A 16,087-nucleotide genomic window follows, 5' to 3' on the forward strand; every position below is an offset into this window, starting at 1 on the left:
ACAACGCAAGCGGCATGGTTACTGGCCTGTGGCTAGCCTTTGGGCAAGGCAAACGAACAAATGTGCGGGTGGGGCTGTTAGACTTTTGTCCGGTCTGAAATAGGAGTACCCCGTGATCACATCCCGTCTGCGCACGCTGCGCGACTACATCCGCTGGGCGGTCAGCCGCTTCCACGAGCACGACCTGTTCTTCGGCCACGGTGCCGACAACGCATGGGACGAGGCCCGCCTGCTGGTGCTGGGTGCAGTGCACCTGCCATGGGAGGTGGCCGACAGCTACCTGGACTGCATGCTCGAGGACGACGAGCGCGTACGCCTGCAGCACCTGCTCAAACGCCGTATCGAAGAACGCGTACCGGCGGCCTACCTGCTGGGCGAGGCCTGGTTCTGCGGCATGTCGTTCATCGTCGACGAGCGGGTGCTGGTGCCGCGTTCGCCGATTGGCGAGCTGATCGAAAAACGTTTCGAGCCGTGGCTGGCCAGTGAACCGGCGCGCATTCTCGACCTGTGCACGGGTTCGGGCTGCATCGGCATCGTTGCCGCCGACGTGTTCCCCGAGGCCGAGGTGGTACTGGCCGACCTGTCGTTCCAGGCCCTTGAAGTGGCCAACCAGAACATCGAGCGCCATGGCCTGGACGCCCGCGTGTACACCGTGCAGGGCGATGGCTTTGGTGGTTTGCCGGGGCAGCGTTTCGACCTGATCCTGTCCAACCCGCCGTATGTCGATGCCGAAGACTTCGACGACATGCCGGCCGAGTACCACCACGAACCCGAACTGGGCCTGGCCTGCGGCAACGATGGCCTGGACCTGGTACGGCGGATGCTGGCCGAAGCGGCCGACCACCTGACCGACAAGGGGTTGTTGATTGTCGAAGTGGGCAACAGCCAGGTGCATGTCGAGGCGTTGTACCCTGAGGTGGACTTTGCCTGGCTGGAGTTCGAGCGGGGTGGGCATGGGGTGTTCATGCTGACGGCCGAGCAGTGCCGCCAGCATCAGGAGCTGTTCAAGGCCCGGGTTTGATTGAGGCTGCTAAGGGTTTGCCTTGATATTTGCGTTGTATGAGCGATCGAGCGCCGCCCGCGCGGCGCATCGCGAGCGAAGCTCGCTCCTACATTTGTTTCGGGCCAGTATCGCCTGTGACAGGCGCGCGCGACCGCCTTGTTTGTACGACGCGATACCGCGCCATGCGCCAAAGGGTCGCGCGCCCTTGCCACAGGCATAATTGGCCCGAAACAAATGTAGGAGCGAGCTTCGCTCGCGATGCGCCGCGCGGGCGGCGCTCGATCTCACAAGCGCAGAAAATGCCCTGACGAGCACATGGAAAGCCTCAACGTGTAGCAATCCAGATCAGCAACCCTGCCTGGAACACCGCAAATGCCACCAGGCAGGTAATGGTAAAGCGCAGCCCGCCGTCTTCGCGCTGGTACTTGGCCACCCGCTCATCGCGCTCGCGCAGTTGCCCTTCCTTTTCCAGCAATTGCTGGTCGGCCTGCTGCAGCAGGTTGGCGGCATCCAGCATCTCCACCCGCTGCAAGCGCTCGCTGCTCCAGGCGGCCTTGAGCTGCCCCACCGTCATCTCCACGGTACGGCCCTTCAGGTGCTGGCTGTCTTCGTACTCCACCTCAATCCCCACACCGCGCAAGCAGTGGTCACGGCGTAGGCGTGAGTCTTCGTTCAGCGCATCCTTGCTCGGCAGCGCCATGCCCGCTACCTGATAGTGCGGCCACTTGCGCTGCAGCCACTGCGCGGCCTGGGCCAGCATGAAGCGACCGATGCCACGGTTCACGGGCTCCAGTTGCAGGCCATGCTCATTGCCAATGCGCACCAGGCGCTCGGCATGGTCGACGCGGATGTCCAGGCGGTTCTGCTCTTTGTGCACCTTCTGCCCAGGCAACTGGATTTCCATGCGCAGTAGGCTGTGCGCTTTGTCATGGCGCTCGGCATAGCCGAACTGCACGAAGCGCAGCGGCCGGGCGCCGGTGCTGCGGTCGGTGGGCAGTGCTGCCAGGCGCAGCAGTTGGAAGTGTTCGGCGGTCAGCTCGGCCCAGGGCAGGGCGGGGCTTTCCTGGGGTTCTTCGGCCGGCTCTACGGCGGCGGGGGCGATGGTCATCAGGGCTTGTCCTCGGCTATGCCTGCTGTATCGGCAGGCTTGCCCGGGACCTGAGCCCGCTCAGCTCATGCCGAAGGCAAATGCTGGATGAAGGTCACAATTCGCTCACCCAGCTCGCGCGCCAGCGGCAGCTCGGGGTTGAGGTAGCTGTCGCGCTGCTGGCTCATGCTTTTGGGGCTGATGCGCAGCATGTGGTTCATGCCGTCGATCAGCACCAGCTGCGCATCCGGCTTGGCTGCCTTCAGCCGCTGGGCATCGGCCACGTCCACCTGCACGTCGTTGCGCCCCTGCACGATCAGTGCGGGCATGGGCAGGCGGGCAAAGGCAGCTGCCGGGTTTTGCTGGAACAGCGAGATCAGGTAGGGCTGCACGCTGGGGCGAAACACCTGGCGCAAGGGCGCCGGCACTTCCAGGCTGGTTTGGCCGGCCTGCAAGCGGTCGAGCAGGGCGCTGCCACCGGCCAGTTGCGCCGGGGGCAGGCGCTGGGCCAGTTGCTCGCGCAATACATCGGCCAACGGCCGGCCGCTGCCGGCCAGGGTGATCACCGCGCTGGCACCGGCCTGCTCGGCGGCCAGGCTGGCGATCAGCGCACCTTCGCTGTGGCCGATCAGGATCAGTGGGCCGAAGCGTGGGTCGGCCTTGAGCTTGTGGCTCCAGGCGACCACATCGGCCACGTAACGCTCTACGCTGAGGTCACGCTCGTCAGGCGTGGCCGGCTGGCTGGCGGCCACCCCGCGCTTGTCGTAGCGCACGCTGGCGATGTGCTCGTTGGCCAGCAGCAGGGCCAGGCGCTTGAGGTTGTCGACCCTGCCGGACGCCGGGTTGTTGCCGTCGCGGTCGGTGGGGCCGGAGCCGGCGATGATCAGCACCACCGGCGGTGGGGTGGCCTGTTGTGGCAATAGTAGGCTGCCGTGCAGCACACCCTGGCCAGTGTCCAGGTCGATGGGGCGTTGCAGTACGGTGGGGGCGGCGGCCTGGGCCAGGCTGGTGCACAGCAGGAAGAGCAAGGCGACGAAGCGCGACATCATGCGGTACTACATGGGGAGATGGTGGTTTGACCCAATGTTTGTGGGAAGGTTCTCTGGCAGTGCGTGGCAGGTTCGGCCCCTTCGCGGGCAAGCCTGCTCCCACAGAATCACCACAGACCTGAGTATTGTGGAAGACCTGTGGGAGCGGGCTTGCCCGCGAAGAGGCCAGCACAGGCGGTCAATCCATCTGTATACTGCGCTTTTCGTCCATTTCAGGCAGATCTCGCGGAGCGTCCATGTCCGGCAATACCTACGGCAAGCTGTTCACTGTCACCACCGCTGGCGAGAGCCATGGCCCGGCGTTGGTCGCCATTGTCGATGGATGCCCACCGGGCCTGGAAATTTCCCTCGCCGACCTGCAACACGACCTCGACCGGCGCAAGCCTGGCACCAGCAGGCACACCACCCAGCGCCAGGAAGCCGACGAGGTGGAAATCCTCTCCGGCGTGTTCGAGGGCCGCACCACCGGCTGCTCGATCGGCCTGCTGATCCGCAACACCGACCAGAAGTCCAAGGACTACTCGGCCATCAAGGACCTGTTCCGCCCGGCCCACGCCGACTACACCTACCACCACAAGTACGGTATCCGTGACTACCGTGGCGGTGGCCGCAGCTCGGCGCGTGAAACCGCCATGCGCGTGGCCGCCGGCGCTATCGCCAAGAAGTACCTGGCCACCCAGGGCATCACCGTGCGTGGCTACATGAGCCAGCTGGGCCCGATCGAAATCCCGTTCAAGACCTGGGAGTCGGTGGAACAGAACGCCTTCTTCAGCCCCGACCCGAACAAAGTGCCGGAGCTTGAGGCTTACATGGACCAGCTGCGCCGTGACCAGGATTCGGTGGGCGCCAAAATCACGGTGGTCGCCGAAGGCGTCATGCCAGGCCTGGGCGAGCCGATCTTCGACCGCCTGGACGCAGAACTGGCCCATGCATTGATGAGCATCAACGCGGTCAAAGGCGTAGAAATCGGCGCCGGTTTCGCCAGCGTTGCCCAGCGTGGCACCGAGCACCGTGACGAGCTGACGCCGCAAGGCTTCCTTAGCAACAATGCCGGCGGCATTCTGGGCGGTATTTCCTCGGGCCAGCCGATCGTTGCCCACCTGGCGCTGAAACCGACCTCCAGCATCACCACCCCGGGTCGCTCGATCGATATCGATGGCAACCCGGTGGACGTCATCACCAAAGGCCGCCACGACCCCTGCGTGGGCATCCGCGCCACGCCAATCGCCGAGGCGATGATGGCCATCGCGCTGATGGACCACCTGCTGCGCCACCGTGCGCAGAACGCCGATGTGAAGGTGAATACCCCGGTGCTGGGCCAGCTCTGATCCTGTTGCTTGCGCCGGCCCGCTCTTTGTAGGAGCAGCCTTGTGCTGCGAAAGGGCCGGTGCAGCCAGCACACCTCTTCATGGCGGCACCGGCCCTTTCGCAGCACAAGGCTGCTCCTACAGGGCAAGGTGCCGGCTCAGACGGTAAAGCCATGCAACCCATCCCCTACTGGCGCCTGTCCAGCTTCTACCTGTTCTACTTCGCCCTGCTAGGCTCCACCGCCCCCTTCCTGGCGCTGTACTTCGACCACCTGGGCTTCTCCCCGGCACGCATCGGCGAGCTGGTGGCCATCCCCATGCTGATGCGCTGCGTCGCCCCCAACCTGTGGGGCTGGCTGGGCGACCGTACCGGCCAGCGCCTGCTGATCGTGCGGCTGGGCGCGTTCTCCACGCTGGCCACTTTCGCCCTGATCTTCTTCGGCAAAAGCTACGCCTGGCTGGCGCTGGTGATGGCCCTGCACGCGTTCTTCTGGCATGCGGTGCTGCCGCAGTTCGAAGTGATCACCCTGGCCCACCTGCACGGGCAGACGTCGCGCTACAGCCAGGTGCGCCTGTGGGGCTCGATCGGCTTCATCCTCACCGTGGTTGGCCTGGGCCGCTTGTTCGAATGGTTGAGCCTGGACATCTACCCGGTGGCGCTGGTCACGATCATGGCCGGCATCGTCGCCGCCAGCCTGTGGGTGCCCAATGCCCAGCCGGTGGAGCAGGGCGAGCGCAACGGCGCGGGCGGCTTCCTGCAGCAGTTGCGTGCACCGGGGGTAGTTGCGTTCTATGCCTGCGTGGCGCTGATGCAGCTCAGCCACGGGCCGTATTACACCTTCCTCACCTTGCACCTGGAGCACCTGGGCTACACGCGCGGTGCCATCGGCCTGCTCTGGGCGCTGGGGGTAGTGGCCGAAGTGCTGATGTTCATGCTCATGAGCCGCCTGTTCGCCCGCTTCAGCGTGCAGCAGGTGCTGTTGGTCAGCTTCCTGCTGGCGGCATTGCGCTGGCTGCTGCTGGGCAACCTGGCCCAGGAGCCGGCGGTACTGATCTTTGCCCAGTTACTGCATGCGGCCACCTTCGGTTGCTTCCATGCCGCCAGTATCGCGTTCGTCCAGGCCAGCTTCGGCGCCCGTCAGCAGGGCCAGGGCCAGGCGCTGTACGCGGCGCTGTCGGGTACCGGCGGTGCGCTGGGTGCGCTTTACTCTGGCTACAGCTGGAAGCTGCTGGGCCCCACCTTCACCTTTGGTATGGCCAGTGCCGCAGCCTTGGCCGCAGCCGTTATCATTGCCCTTTGTTCGCAATCGACCAGGACCCGCCCCTGATGAGCATTCTCAGCGTTTTCCACCCCGCCAGCCCGGAGCTGCCGAACAAGGTGCTGACCCACCACGATGACATCGCCGCCACCTTGGCCGAGCACGGGGTGCGCTTTACCCATGCCGAGCATGGCCTGCGGGTGCGCCCGGGTACGGCCCAGGATGAGGTGCTGGGTGCTTGCCGTGAATACCTGGACCAGTTGATGACGGCGCATGGCAGCAAGGCGTTTGTGCTGTTGAACCGTGACGGTGAAGACCCGGCACAGGTCGATGTGCGCGACGAGCATGTCCATGACGCCGATGAAGTGTTTGCCGTGGTCAGCGGGCGGGCCCAGGTTGGCCTGCGTTTGGGCGATTGGGTTTATTCGGTGCTGTGCGAGAAGGGCGACCGGCTGGTAGTGCCGGCGGGAACGCGACGCTGGGTAGAGCTGGGTGATGCGCCGTTTTGCCTAGCGTTGCGCCTTTACGGCAGCGAGCAGGGCGTGCAGGCGCGGTTTACCGGGGATGTGACTGCGCGGGCGTTCTTGGGGATTGACGAGTTGTAATTGGCTTGGCGGCCTCTTCGCAGCACAAGGCTGCTCCTACAAAGGAATGCGGTCTCCTGTAGGAGCAGCCTTGTGCTGCGAAGCGGCCAGATCAGCCAACACAACACTCAGCGGTAGGTCGGCAAGGCAAACCGTTGCTGGCTTTGCAGCATGGAAATCACCGGCAATTCGCTGGCCTGTTCAGCCAGGTCGCGGCGGATGGCGCTGATCGCCCAGGACAGTTGTTCGGCACTGTGCAGTTGCCCGTAGGTCAACACCCGACGGGTCACCTTGCCATCCGCCGCGCGCAGGGTAAGCAGCACGCCGCCATCGGGGCGGGCTTGGGTATTCACCTGATAGGCCGAAAATACCGAGACGAACTTTTGCTGGATGAGGTCCATATCAACTCCTGGCTGTTGTGTGGCAGACGTGAGTTGATGGTTGCAGTGACCGTGCCAGAATCTCGGTTGGCAAAAAAACCAGTAAATACAGGCTATTACGGGTTATTTACAGAAGCGGCATCGTGCAGGCTGCATGGTCGTGCATTTTGCACAGTGCATTTTGCACGGCTCGGTATGCGTCTATCGGCCCCATAGAATCTGAACCTTTGACCGCAATGGCATGCCTGACGAAAACTTGGGCAATCATTTATGCCAGGAGGTTCCCGATGTCCAGCCAAACCGCGCCCGCCACAATGACCGATGATGAAACGGCTGCATTTGCCGAACAGGTATTCGAGCGTGCCCGCCAGGGCGATGCCGACATGCTCGCGCGCCTGCTCGCCAGCGGCCTGCCGGCCAACCTGCGTAACCACAAGGGCGACACCCTGTTGATGCTGGCCAGCTACCACGGCCATCACGACGCGGTGCGCGTGCTGCTGGCGCAAGGGGCCGACCCGCTGATTGCCAACGACAACGGCCAGTTGCCGATTGCCGGCGCCGCGTTCAAGGGTGACCTCGGCATGATCCGCCTGTTGCTGGAGCACGGCGTGCCGGTGGATGCCGCCGCACAGGACGGGCGCACCGCGTTGATGCTGGCGGCCATGTTCAACCGTAGCGAAATCCTCGACTACTTGCTGGCGCAAGGCGCCGACCCGGCGCGCCAGGATGCCCGCGGTACCACCGCCCTGATGGCGGCCCAAACCATGGGGGCAGTGGACGCCGCCGCGCGCCTGCAAGCGCTGGCCGGCTAACCGCCAGGGGGCATTTGCGGCTATCCTTGGCGACTTTTCACCCGTCGCAGGCCCCCTTTCATGAAAACTCAGTTGCTCGAATTCATCAGCCTCATTGGCGCCGGTTGCATGCGCGAGGCCGACATCGAGCGCATCGCCGACGAGGCCGCCCAGGCCTACGCCGACCCTGCCGCCTTCCTGGCCGCCAACCCTGATATCAACTACGACGACACCTTCCCGATCCCGCTGGGTGAATGGGTGGTGCTGGGCAGCCTGCCGGACACCGTGGTGTTCCAGGCCGACAGCTACCAGGACCTGTTCCAGCAGATCAGCGACTCGTTCGACAACAGCGTGCCGTTTACCCTCAAGCCCAAGCAGTTGGCCCGCACCGAGCCACTGACCGCGCTCAACCGCATCCAGGTACAGATGGGCGCGTTGAACAAGGAGGCGGGAGGGTATGTGCTGCTGAACTTCAGCCAGTTGCTGGATGACGAGCTGCAAATGGTGATGGTGGGGCAGAACGACCTGGCGCGGGTGCTGGAGTTGGGGGCTGAGGTTGGCATCAAGGTCGAGCCGGCGCTTGAGGCCCTGAAGGTTGCGGTTCATATCTGATTTTCAGCGTCTGTGAGATCGAGCGCCGCCCGCGCGGCGCATCGCGAGCGAAGCTCGCTCCTACATTTGTTTCGGGCCAATAACGCCTGTGACGGGCGCGCGCGACCGCCTTGTTGGTACGACGCGATATCGCGCCGTGCGCCCAGGCGTCCGCGCGCAAATCCCACAGGAATGATTGGCCCGAAACAAATGTAGGAGCGAGCTTCGCTCGCGATGCGCCGCGCGGGCGGCGCTCGATCTCGCCGACGCTGCAAATGCAGCGGCAAACCGATTCAGCCCAGCGCGGTGTCCAGAAACATCATCACCGCAAACCCGCCCATCAACCCCAGGGTCGCCGCGGTCTGGTGCCCATTGCGGTGGGTTTCGGGAATCACCTCGTGGCTTACCACGAAGATCATCGCCCCCGCCGCCAGCCCCATGCTGATTGGGTAGGCGAGGGCAAAGCCGGTCGAAATCCCCAGCCCGATCACCGCCCCCAACGGCTCCATCAGCCCGGACCCTATCGCCACCAGCGCGGCCTTCAGGTTCGAAAGCCCGGTGGCGCGCAAGGCCAGCGCCACCGCCAGCCCCTCGGGGATGTCCTGGATGGCGATGGCACTGGTCAGCGGCAGGCCGATGTTCATGTCGCCATTGGCAAAGCTCACGCCTATCGCCATGCCTTCTGGCAGGTTGTGCAAGGTGATCGCCAGCACGAACAGCCACACCCGGCTGATGCGCTCGGCTTCGGGGCCGCACGGCCCGGTGCTTTCGTGTTCATGCGGGGTGAAGCGGTCCAGGCCCAGCATCAGCAGCACCCCAAGGCCCATGCCCAGCACCACGGTAAACGCCGCAGCCGGGCCGTTGCCGGTGATCTCGCGGGCGGCATCCAGGCCCGGCAGAATCAATGAAAACGAGCTGGCGGCCAGCATCATGCCGGCGGCAAAGCCCAGCATCACGTCCTGGCTACGCGCGCTGACATCGCGCAGCACCACTGCCAGCACCGCGCCCAGGGCGGTGGCGGCAAAGCCGGACAACCCGCCTAGCACGGCCAGGTGCAGGTTGTCGGCATGGTCGCCGTTCACCGCGTTCCACACGCTGGCCGCCAGCAGTACGCACACTGCCAGCAGGCTCAGCCCCAGGCCGGCACTGAGCCAAGGGGTGTTGGCGATCTGCTGGCGCCAGGCGTGCAGCAGGGAGGGGGAAGCGGCGCTTTGGCTGTGGGCGGGGGGCATGCGAACCTCGAATCAATGGTTACAGGCAGTCTACTCAGGGACCTGTGGCAACGGCCAAGGATTCCCTTCTATTACCCTGATAGCTGACTATGCTGTGCAGCAAAGCCTTTGGACAGGAGTTTTGGCATGGGGTCTACGTTCAACAGCCTAGTGGGGCTGATCATCCTGGCGCTGGATATCTGGGCCATTCTCAATGTGATCAAGAGTGGCAGCGAGGTGGGTATCAAGGTGTTGTGGATACTGCTGATCGCCTTGCTGCCGGTGGTGGGGTTGGTGATCTGGGCGATTGCCGGGCCGCGGGGGAATGTGCGGATCTGACACCCTGTACCGGCCCTGTGGGCGCGGGCAAGCCCGCGAAGAGGCCGGTACGGACAAAACCCGCAACACCCCCGTGACAAAATTTTCACATTGGTTTAAACAGAATCCGCACCCGCACAATGCTGCGTTGGTCTAGCGCCATCGCCTCTTCGCAAACCGCAATCCTAGGACCTTCCCATTCATGGCTAACACGGACGCCTTGAAGCAACAGGGCGCGCGAACGTCGTTTTCGCCGACCCTGAAATCCCACCTGGCCTACACGCTGCTCAGCGGCCTGGTGATCATGCTGATGCTCAGCCTCGTGCGCCTGGCGCTGCTGGTCTACAACAGCGACATGATCGGCGATACCCCTTATTCGACTGTCGCCGAAGGCTTCCTCAACGGCTTGCGCTTCGACCTGCGGGTGGTGGTGTACATCAGCATTCCATTGCTGCTGGCCATTCTCAGCCCCTGGGCCATGGCCCGGCGTGGCGTGTTCCGTTTCTGGCTGACCCTCGCCTCGAGCGTGGTGATGTTCCTCGGCCTGATGGAAATGGACTTCTACCGCGAGTTCCACCAGCGCTTGAACGGCTTGGTGTTCCAGTACATCAAGGAAGACCCGAAAACCGTCATGAGCATGCTCTGGTACGGTTTCCCGGTGGTGCGCTACCTGCTGGCCTGGGCCTTCGGCACCTGGCTGCTGAGCCTGCTGTTCAAAGGTATCGACCGCGCGACCCGTGGCGAGGGCCTGCAGCGCGTGGCGCCTTGGTATAATCGCCTGGCGGTGTTCATGGTGATTTTGCTGGTGGCCGTGGTCGCTGCCCGTGGCACTCTGCGCCAGGGCCCGCCGATGCGTTGGGGTGATGCCTTCACCACCGACTCCAACTTCGTCAACCAGCTGGGCCTGAACGGCACCCTGACTCTGATCGACGCTGCCAAGAGCCGCTTTGGCGAGGACCGCGCCAACATCTGGAAGCCGGTACTGGAGCAGAGCGTGGCCACGCAAAGCGTGCGTGAGCAACTGCTGACCGCCAACGACACCTTGGTCGATGCCGACGAGGCAGCCATCCGCCGCGACTTCGTGCCGCCGGCTGAGCGCACCCTGCCGATCAAGAACGTGGTGGTGATCCTGATGGAAAGCTTCGCCGGCCACTCGGTGGGCGCGCTGGGCAGCCCCAACAACATCACCCCGTACTTCGACAAGCTGGCCAAAGAGGGCCTGCTGTTCGACCGCTTCTTCTCCAATGGCACCCATACCCACCAGGGCATGTTCGCCACCATGGCCTGCTTCCCCAACCTGCCAGGTTTCGAGTACCTGATGCAGACCCCGGAAGGCGGCCACAAGCTGTCTGGCCTGCCGGCCTTGCTCAGCGCCCGTGACTACGACGATGTGTACGTCTACAACGGCGACTTTGCCTGGGACAACCAGTCCGGTTTCTTCGGCAACCAGGGCATGACCACCTTCATCGGCCGTAACGACTTCGTCAACCCGGTGTTCTCCGACCCGACCTGGGGCGTGTCCGACCAGGACATGTTCGACCGTGGTAACGAGGAGCTGGCCAAGCACGACGGCAAGAAGCCGATCTACGCACTGCTGCAGACGCTGTCCAACCACACGCCGTATGCGCTGCCCAAGGACCTGCCAGTAGAGAAAGTCACCGGCCAGGGCCGCCTGGACGAGCACCTGACCGCCATGCGCTATTCGGACTGGGCACTGGGCCAGTTCTTCGAGAAGGCGCGTAAAGAGCCGTACTTCAAGGACACCCTGTTCGTCATCGTCGGCGACCATGGCTTTGGCAACCACCAGCAGGTGACCGAACTGGACCTGGGCCGCTTCAACGTGCCGCTGCTGCTGATCGCTCCAGGCATTCAGGAGAAGTTCGGGGCGGTCAACCACACCGTGGGCACCCAGGTCGACATCGTGCCGACCATCATGGGCCGCCTGGGTGGCCAGGCCCGCCACCAGTGCTGGGGCCGCGACCTGCTCAACCTGCCTGAAGGCGACCAGGGCGTGGGCATGATCAAGCCGTCGGGCAGCGAGCAGATCGTTGGCCTGGTGCAGGGCGACCGCATCCTGATCGAGTCCAAGGACATGACCCCGCGCATGTACCGCTACCAGTTGGGCAGCGAGTTCAAGGCCGAGCTGATCGAAAGCCCGGACCAGCCGGAAATGCTCAAGAAGCTGGAAGCCTATATCCAGACGGCTACCAAGAGCCTGCTGGATAACACCGCTGGCGTGGTGCACGGCACACCGAAGTAAGGCTGTAATCGGGGCCGCTATGCGGCCCATTCGCGGCTAAAGCCGCTCCTACAGGGATATCACTGCCTTCAAGTCTGTGACATCCCTGTAGGAGCGGCTTTAGCCGCGAAGAGGCCAGCTCAGACTGAACATTTCTTCAGCCCCAAGGTCACTTGATCAGGCATCACCCAACTGGTGTTCTTTGATTGAGAGGGCTCGTTCAATGAAAGAGTGGGAAGTCATCTTTGCCGATCAGAAAGGCGAACCGTCCACCATGACGCTGCGGGCCGAGCACTGCCCCAGCGAAGAGGACGCCGCGCGGGCCATTCGTTCGCACCTGTTCCCGGTGATGGACGAGTTGGACCTCAACGACTTCCAGGACCGCACCATCTCCCCGACCGCCCGCTGGCTTAAAGAGCACAGCGGCGTGACCATCACCAGCATCCACGAAGCGCCCTGAACCACACGTTTGCGTGGTGCCCTGGCAGGCACTACGCTGGTGGAGGGTGCCAGCCTATTCTGCGGGTTGGCACTGCCTCAATTCGCGTCTTGCATCAGCTCGAACTGCCTGGCCGCTGCCGGCAGGTGCGTCAGTGCACGGAAAGTCTATCCATCGCTTTACTCAGGAGGACGATTCATGAGCAGCCAGAACGACGATATCAGCAGCAACGTCCTGCGCCAGATGAAAGCAGGCGGTTTCGACTTCACCCAGATCCACCCCATCGAGTTCTATGCCGTTTTTCCGGATGAAGCAGGGGCCCGCCGAGCGGCCGGGCAGTTTCGCGGGGAGTCACTCAATGCCCAGGTCAAGGAGCTGGGCGACGGTGCCTGGCACCTGGAGCTGAGCAAGGTCATGTATGCCACCTATGGCGGGATTGGCGACTTCGAAGAGGCCTTCGAGCAGCTGGTGACACCTTATGGGGGAGAGGTGGAAGGGTGGGGGGTCAAGCACGAACGGCCCATTGCCTGAACGTATTGCGTTGCCTTCTTCGCGGGCTCGCCCGTTCCCACAGGAGCACCACAGGATTGAGCGATGTGGAGTACCTGTAGGAGCGGGCTTGCCCGCGAAGAAGCACGCACTGCTTTCAAGGCTTGCGCCCAGCCATATGCCCCAGATAGGCCAACAACGCATTCAGTTCCTGCTCACTCAATACACCTTCAGCAAACCCTGGCATTTTTGCCTGCGGCCATTGGCGCAGGCTTTGCGGGTCTCGAATCAGTTGGCGTAGGTATTGCGGTTGGAAATATTCGGTCGGGTTGTGCGGCACATTCAAATCCGGCCCCACCTGCGCATCCCCCGCGCCATTGAGCCGGTGGCACGCCAGGCAGTTCTGCTGGAACAAGGCGAAGCCTTGGCGTACCGGGCTGTCGGCTGGCAGCGTCGGGGCGGGCAGCAAGGCCGGGAAGCGCGTCTCGACAGTTGCCAGCTGGCGAATGGCGGAAATCTGGAACGGCCATTGCTCCGGGCGGATGCCGCTGGCCTCTGGCGCCGTCCACACCAGGTAGAACGGCCCCGCACTCGGCTTGCCCTGCCCCAGTGGCGGCCACGGCTTGCCCGGGTCTTCCACGGCCAGCCAGGCCCGCGCGGGGCCTTGCTGCAGCAGGGGCGCAGCGGGCATTTCGGCAGCAAAACCGTCCAGGGCCACGGCCTGCAGGTGATCGCTGGCGCTCACGCCTTCGAGCAAGGTGGCCAGCGGCACCGCCCGATACCGCATGGGCCGTTTGTAGGAAACGTCCTGTTCGATGCTGATATCCCGTGCCTGCGGGTGGCCCAGCAGTTCGGCGCTGCTCCACTGGCGCGTATTGGCGCCCAGTTCAAGGTGCAGTTGCGCCGCCGACAGTGGCAGGCTCAGGAGCAACGCTAACAGGGCAAGGCAGTGGCGCATGGGCAATCTCCGACCATCAAGGCCAGCAGGTTACCTGTGCACTGCCCGTTGGCGCCATCGCCGTTGTCAGCCGAACAAACGTGTCAGGTTCGGCAGGATCAGCAGCAAAGTCGTGGCGAAGAGAATAAGCCCAGCTTGGCGAATTTTCGATTGTCTGAACATGGCGGACCGCCTTCTTGTTGTTATTCCTGAATACCCGTTGGCTTCCCTGTCGCGCTTCGGGTCGATCGCAGTGGCGTGGTGTGGCGCCTGAACTGCTTGCCTCTTGTGTGTGGATATACAACCAACAGTAGGGTGTGCGTCATCCATGTTTGAGAACCCTTTGTTCTAATTGGCTGATAAATTGATTTCTTCTGGATATGAGGCGAAGTGCCAGCCCGCTGGCATGCTCTGGCTAGACAGTGGCGCAAGTGTCGAGTGCGTGCCGACGAAATGTGACCGTTCGTCAGTGCAGCCTACTTGCTTGTACGTGCCTTTCGCGTCAGTCTCTACAGCAGATTCCCACCCATGTCGTTCAGGACTACCCCTATGTCGTTACGCGTCTGCATCCTTGAAACCGATGTCCTGCGACCGGAGTTGACCGCGCAGTACCAGGGCTACGGCAGGATGTTCGAGCAGCTCTTCTCGCGTCAGCCGATCGCCGCCGAATTTCGTGTGTACAACGTGATGAACGGCGATTACCCCGCCGACAATGAAGTGTTCGATGCCTACCTTGTAACGGGCAGCAAGGCCGACTCGTTCGGTACCGACCCGTGGATCCAGACTCTCAAGGCCTACCTGCTCAAGTTGTACGAGCGTGGCGAAAAGCTGCTGGGTGTGTGTTTTGGCCACCAGTTGCTGGCATTGACCCTGGGTGGCAAGGCCGAGCGAGCCGAGAAGGGCTGGGGCGTGGGCATCCACCGCTACTCGTTGGCGGCGCATGCGCCGTGGATGGACCCGGAGGTGTCGGAGCTGACCTTGCTGATCAGTCACCAGGACCAGGTGACCGAGCTGCCGGAAGGTGCCACGGTGATCGCCTCCAGCGATTTTTGCCCGAATGCGGCGTACCACATTCGCGACCAGGTATTGTGCTTCCAGGGCCACCCGGAGTTCGTACACGACTACTCGCGCGCGCTGCTCGATGCGCGCCAGGAATACCTGGGTGACGAGGTGTACCACAAGGCCGTGGCCAGCCTGGCCACCGAGCACCAGGGCGACCTGGTGGGGGAGTGGATGCTGCGCTTCATCCAGCATTCGGTGAGCAAGCACGACGCGGCCTGAAGCGTTTTTCTGTAGGAGCAGCCTTGTGCTGCGAAGAGGCCGGTACGACGGGCACATCTGGTGTGACCATGAGGGCCTCTTCGCAGCGCAAGGCTGCTCCTACAGGGGTTGTGCGCTCAAAGCCAGCCCGACTTCTTGAAGCTGGCATACAACCCCGCACACCCCGCCGCAATCACCCCCAGCACGGCGAAATAACCATAGTGCCAGCTCAGCTCCGGCATGTTCTGGAAGTTCATCCCGTAAACCCCGGCAATCGCCGTTGGGAACGCCAGGATCGCCGCCCAGGCCGCGAACTTGCGCTGTACGATGCTTTGCCGTGACGACTCCAGCAGCATGCCGATCTCGATGGTCTGGCTGGCAATGTCGCGGATACCGGCCAGGTCTTCCATCTGCCGCGTCACATGAATCTGCACGTCACGGAAGTAGGGGCGCATGTTCTTGTCGATGAACGGGAAGCTCAGGCGCTGCAGTTCTTCGCTCACCTCCACCATTGGTGCCACGTAGCGGCGCAGACGCAGGATGTCGCGGCGCAGGCTGTGCAGGCGACGGATGTCGTCCTCCTGCAGCGAGCCACCCAGCACGCTTTGCTCCAGCTCTTCGATCTCGCCATGAATGGCCTCGCTGACCGGTTGGTAGTTCTCGGTCACGAAGTCGAGCAGGGCGTACAGCACGAAGTCCTCGCCGTGCTCCAGCAGCAATGGCCGCGCCTCGCAGCGCTGGCGGACCATGGCGTAGGATTTGGAGTGGCCGTTGCGGCAGGTGATGATGTAGCCGTTGCCCGCGAAGATATGGGTTTCGATGAACTCCAGCTTGCCTTCGTGGCGCACTGGCGAATACGTGACGATGAACAGCGCGTCGCCGAAGGTTTCAAGCTTTGGCCGGCTGTGCTTTTCCAGGGCATCTTCGATGGCCAGTTCATGCAAGTTGAACTGGCGCTGCAGGTTGGCCAGTTCCTCGGCGTTGGGCTCCTCCAGGCCGATCCACACGAAATGCCCCGGCTTGCGCGCCCATTCGCTGCCTTCGTCGATGCTGATGTTGGTGACCTTTCTGCCGGCGCTGTACACCGCCGATGCCACGACTCGCCCCATGGTTGCCCGCTTATTTCGGTTGAACACGGGTACA

17 protein-coding genes are annotated in these 16,087 nt (G+C 63.2%); 11 read left to right on the plus strand and 6 right to left on the minus strand.

Annotated features, from left to right (window positions below):
- Positions 1 to 112: 112 nt before the first annotated feature.
- Positions 113 to 1,021, plus strand: coding sequence for a 50S ribosomal protein L3 N(5)-glutamine methyltransferase (prmB, locus tag ACNFBR_RS05545; RefSeq protein WP_416733991.1), 909 nt, complete (start codon positions 113 to 115; stop codon positions 1,019 to 1,021).
- Positions 1,022 to 1,328: 307 nt separating this feature from the next.
- Here prmB and ACNFBR_RS05550 read toward each other — a convergent pair whose 3' ends face one another.
- A complete protein-coding gene (locus tag ACNFBR_RS05550) occupies positions 1,329 to 2,111 on the minus strand; it encodes a hypothetical protein (RefSeq protein WP_416733992.1) in 783 nt (260 codons plus the stop codon).
- Positions 2,112 to 2,176: 65 nt separating this feature from the next.
- A complete protein-coding gene (locus tag ACNFBR_RS05555) occupies positions 2,177 to 3,139 on the minus strand; it encodes an alpha/beta hydrolase (protein WP_416733993.1) in 963 nt (320 codons plus the stop codon).
- A 236-nt stretch (positions 3,140 to 3,375) separates the two neighbouring features.
- Here ACNFBR_RS05555 and aroC point away from each other — a divergent pair, with 236 nt between their 5' ends.
- The 3 genes from aroC to ACNFBR_RS05570 all read left to right on the plus strand — a co-directional run bounded on the left by aroC (position 3,376) and on the right by ACNFBR_RS05570 (position 6,310).
- Entirely contained in the window at positions 3,376 to 4,467 is a 1,092-nt protein-coding gene (gene aroC / locus ACNFBR_RS05560) for a chorismate synthase (protein WP_416733994.1), read from the plus strand.
- Between the two features lie 152 nt (positions 4,468 to 4,619).
- A complete protein-coding gene (locus ACNFBR_RS05565; RefSeq protein ID WP_416733995.1) occupies positions 4,620 to 5,774 on the plus strand; it encodes an MFS transporter in 1,155 nt (384 codons plus the stop codon).
- On the plus strand, positions 5,774 to 6,310 hold the full coding sequence (locus ACNFBR_RS05570) for an oxidase (RefSeq protein ID WP_416733996.1): 537 nt from the start codon (positions 5,774 to 5,776) through the stop codon (positions 6,308 to 6,310). Before ACNFBR_RS05565 ends, ACNFBR_RS05570 begins: the two co-directional genes overlap by 1 nt.
- 107 nt (positions 6,311 to 6,417) lie before the next feature.
- Here the strand turns inward: ACNFBR_RS05570 and ACNFBR_RS05575 are convergent, their stop codons facing one another.
- The gene (locus ACNFBR_RS05575) at positions 6,418 to 6,690 is read right to left on the minus strand and encodes a DUF3509 domain-containing protein (RefSeq protein ID WP_346646575.1); all 273 of its coding nucleotides are present in this window, start codon (positions 6,688 to 6,690) and stop codon (positions 6,418 to 6,420) included.
- A 266-nt stretch (positions 6,691 to 6,956) separates the two neighbouring features.
- Here ACNFBR_RS05575 and ACNFBR_RS05580 point away from each other — a divergent pair, with 266 nt between their 5' ends.
- A complete protein-coding gene (locus ACNFBR_RS05580; RefSeq protein ID WP_416733997.1) occupies positions 6,957 to 7,481 on the plus strand; it encodes an ankyrin repeat domain-containing protein in 525 nt (174 codons plus the stop codon).
- 60 nt (positions 7,482 to 7,541) lie between these two features.
- Positions 7,542 to 8,072, plus strand: coding sequence for a hypothetical protein (locus ACNFBR_RS05585; RefSeq protein WP_016715073.1), 531 nt, complete (start codon positions 7,542 to 7,544; stop codon positions 8,070 to 8,072).
- A gap of 272 nt (positions 8,073 to 8,344) precedes the next feature.
- On the opposite strand, the gene ACNFBR_RS05590 is transcribed toward ACNFBR_RS05585, so the two are convergent.
- Positions 8,345 to 9,283, minus strand: a complete 939-nt coding sequence (locus ACNFBR_RS05590; RefSeq protein ID WP_416733998.1) for a ZIP family metal transporter — start codon at positions 9,281 to 9,283, stop codon at positions 8,345 to 8,347.
- 126 nt (positions 9,284 to 9,409) lie between these two features.
- Between ACNFBR_RS05590 and ACNFBR_RS05595 the strand changes: the two genes are divergently transcribed.
- The 4 genes from ACNFBR_RS05595 to ACNFBR_RS05610 all read left to right on the plus strand — a co-directional run bounded on the left by ACNFBR_RS05595 (position 9,410) and on the right by ACNFBR_RS05610 (position 12,789).
- Positions 9,410 to 9,601 (plus strand): PLDc N-terminal domain-containing protein, encoded by a 192-nt coding sequence (locus tag ACNFBR_RS05595; RefSeq protein ID WP_012271091.1) that lies wholly within the window; start codon positions 9,410 to 9,412, stop codon positions 9,599 to 9,601.
- A gap of 181 nt (positions 9,602 to 9,782) precedes the next feature.
- Positions 9,783 to 11,840: an LTA synthase family protein gene (locus tag ACNFBR_RS05600; RefSeq protein ID WP_416733999.1), complete on the plus strand. Its 2,058-nt coding sequence runs from the start codon at positions 9,783 to 9,785 to the stop codon at positions 11,838 to 11,840.
- A 202-nt stretch (positions 11,841 to 12,042) separates the two neighbouring features.
- Positions 12,043 to 12,279, plus strand: coding sequence for a hypothetical protein (locus tag ACNFBR_RS05605; RefSeq protein WP_264362233.1), 237 nt, complete (start codon positions 12,043 to 12,045; stop codon positions 12,277 to 12,279).
- A gap of 177 nt (positions 12,280 to 12,456) precedes the next feature.
- Positions 12,457 to 12,789, plus strand: a complete 333-nt coding sequence (locus ACNFBR_RS05610) for a ribonuclease E inhibitor RraB (RefSeq protein ID WP_016715077.1) — start codon at positions 12,457 to 12,459, stop codon at positions 12,787 to 12,789.
- A gap of 115 nt (positions 12,790 to 12,904) precedes the next feature.
- On the opposite strand, the gene ACNFBR_RS05615 is transcribed toward ACNFBR_RS05610, so the two are convergent.
- Positions 12,905 to 13,705: a c-type cytochrome gene (locus ACNFBR_RS05615; RefSeq protein ID WP_416734000.1), complete on the minus strand. Its 801-nt coding sequence runs from the start codon at positions 13,703 to 13,705 to the stop codon at positions 12,905 to 12,907.
- A 528-nt stretch (positions 13,706 to 14,233) separates the two neighbouring features.
- On the opposite strand from ACNFBR_RS05615, the gene ACNFBR_RS05620 reads away from it, so the two are divergent.
- Entirely contained in the window at positions 14,234 to 14,965 is a 732-nt protein-coding gene (locus ACNFBR_RS05620) for an amidotransferase (protein WP_416734001.1), read from the plus strand.
- A gap of 116 nt (positions 14,966 to 15,081) precedes the next feature.
- Here the strand turns inward: ACNFBR_RS05620 and ACNFBR_RS05625 are convergent, their stop codons facing one another.
- Positions 15,082 to 16,053: a magnesium and cobalt transport protein CorA gene (locus ACNFBR_RS05625; RefSeq protein ID WP_416734002.1), complete on the minus strand. Its 972-nt coding sequence runs from the start codon at positions 16,051 to 16,053 to the stop codon at positions 15,082 to 15,084.
- Positions 16,054 to 16,087: the final 34 nt, after the last annotated feature.

This window comes from Pseudomonas sp. NY11955, from assembly GCF_048068035.1.
Taxonomy (GTDB): Bacteria; Pseudomonadota; Gammaproteobacteria; order Pseudomonadales; family Pseudomonadaceae; genus Aquipseudomonas.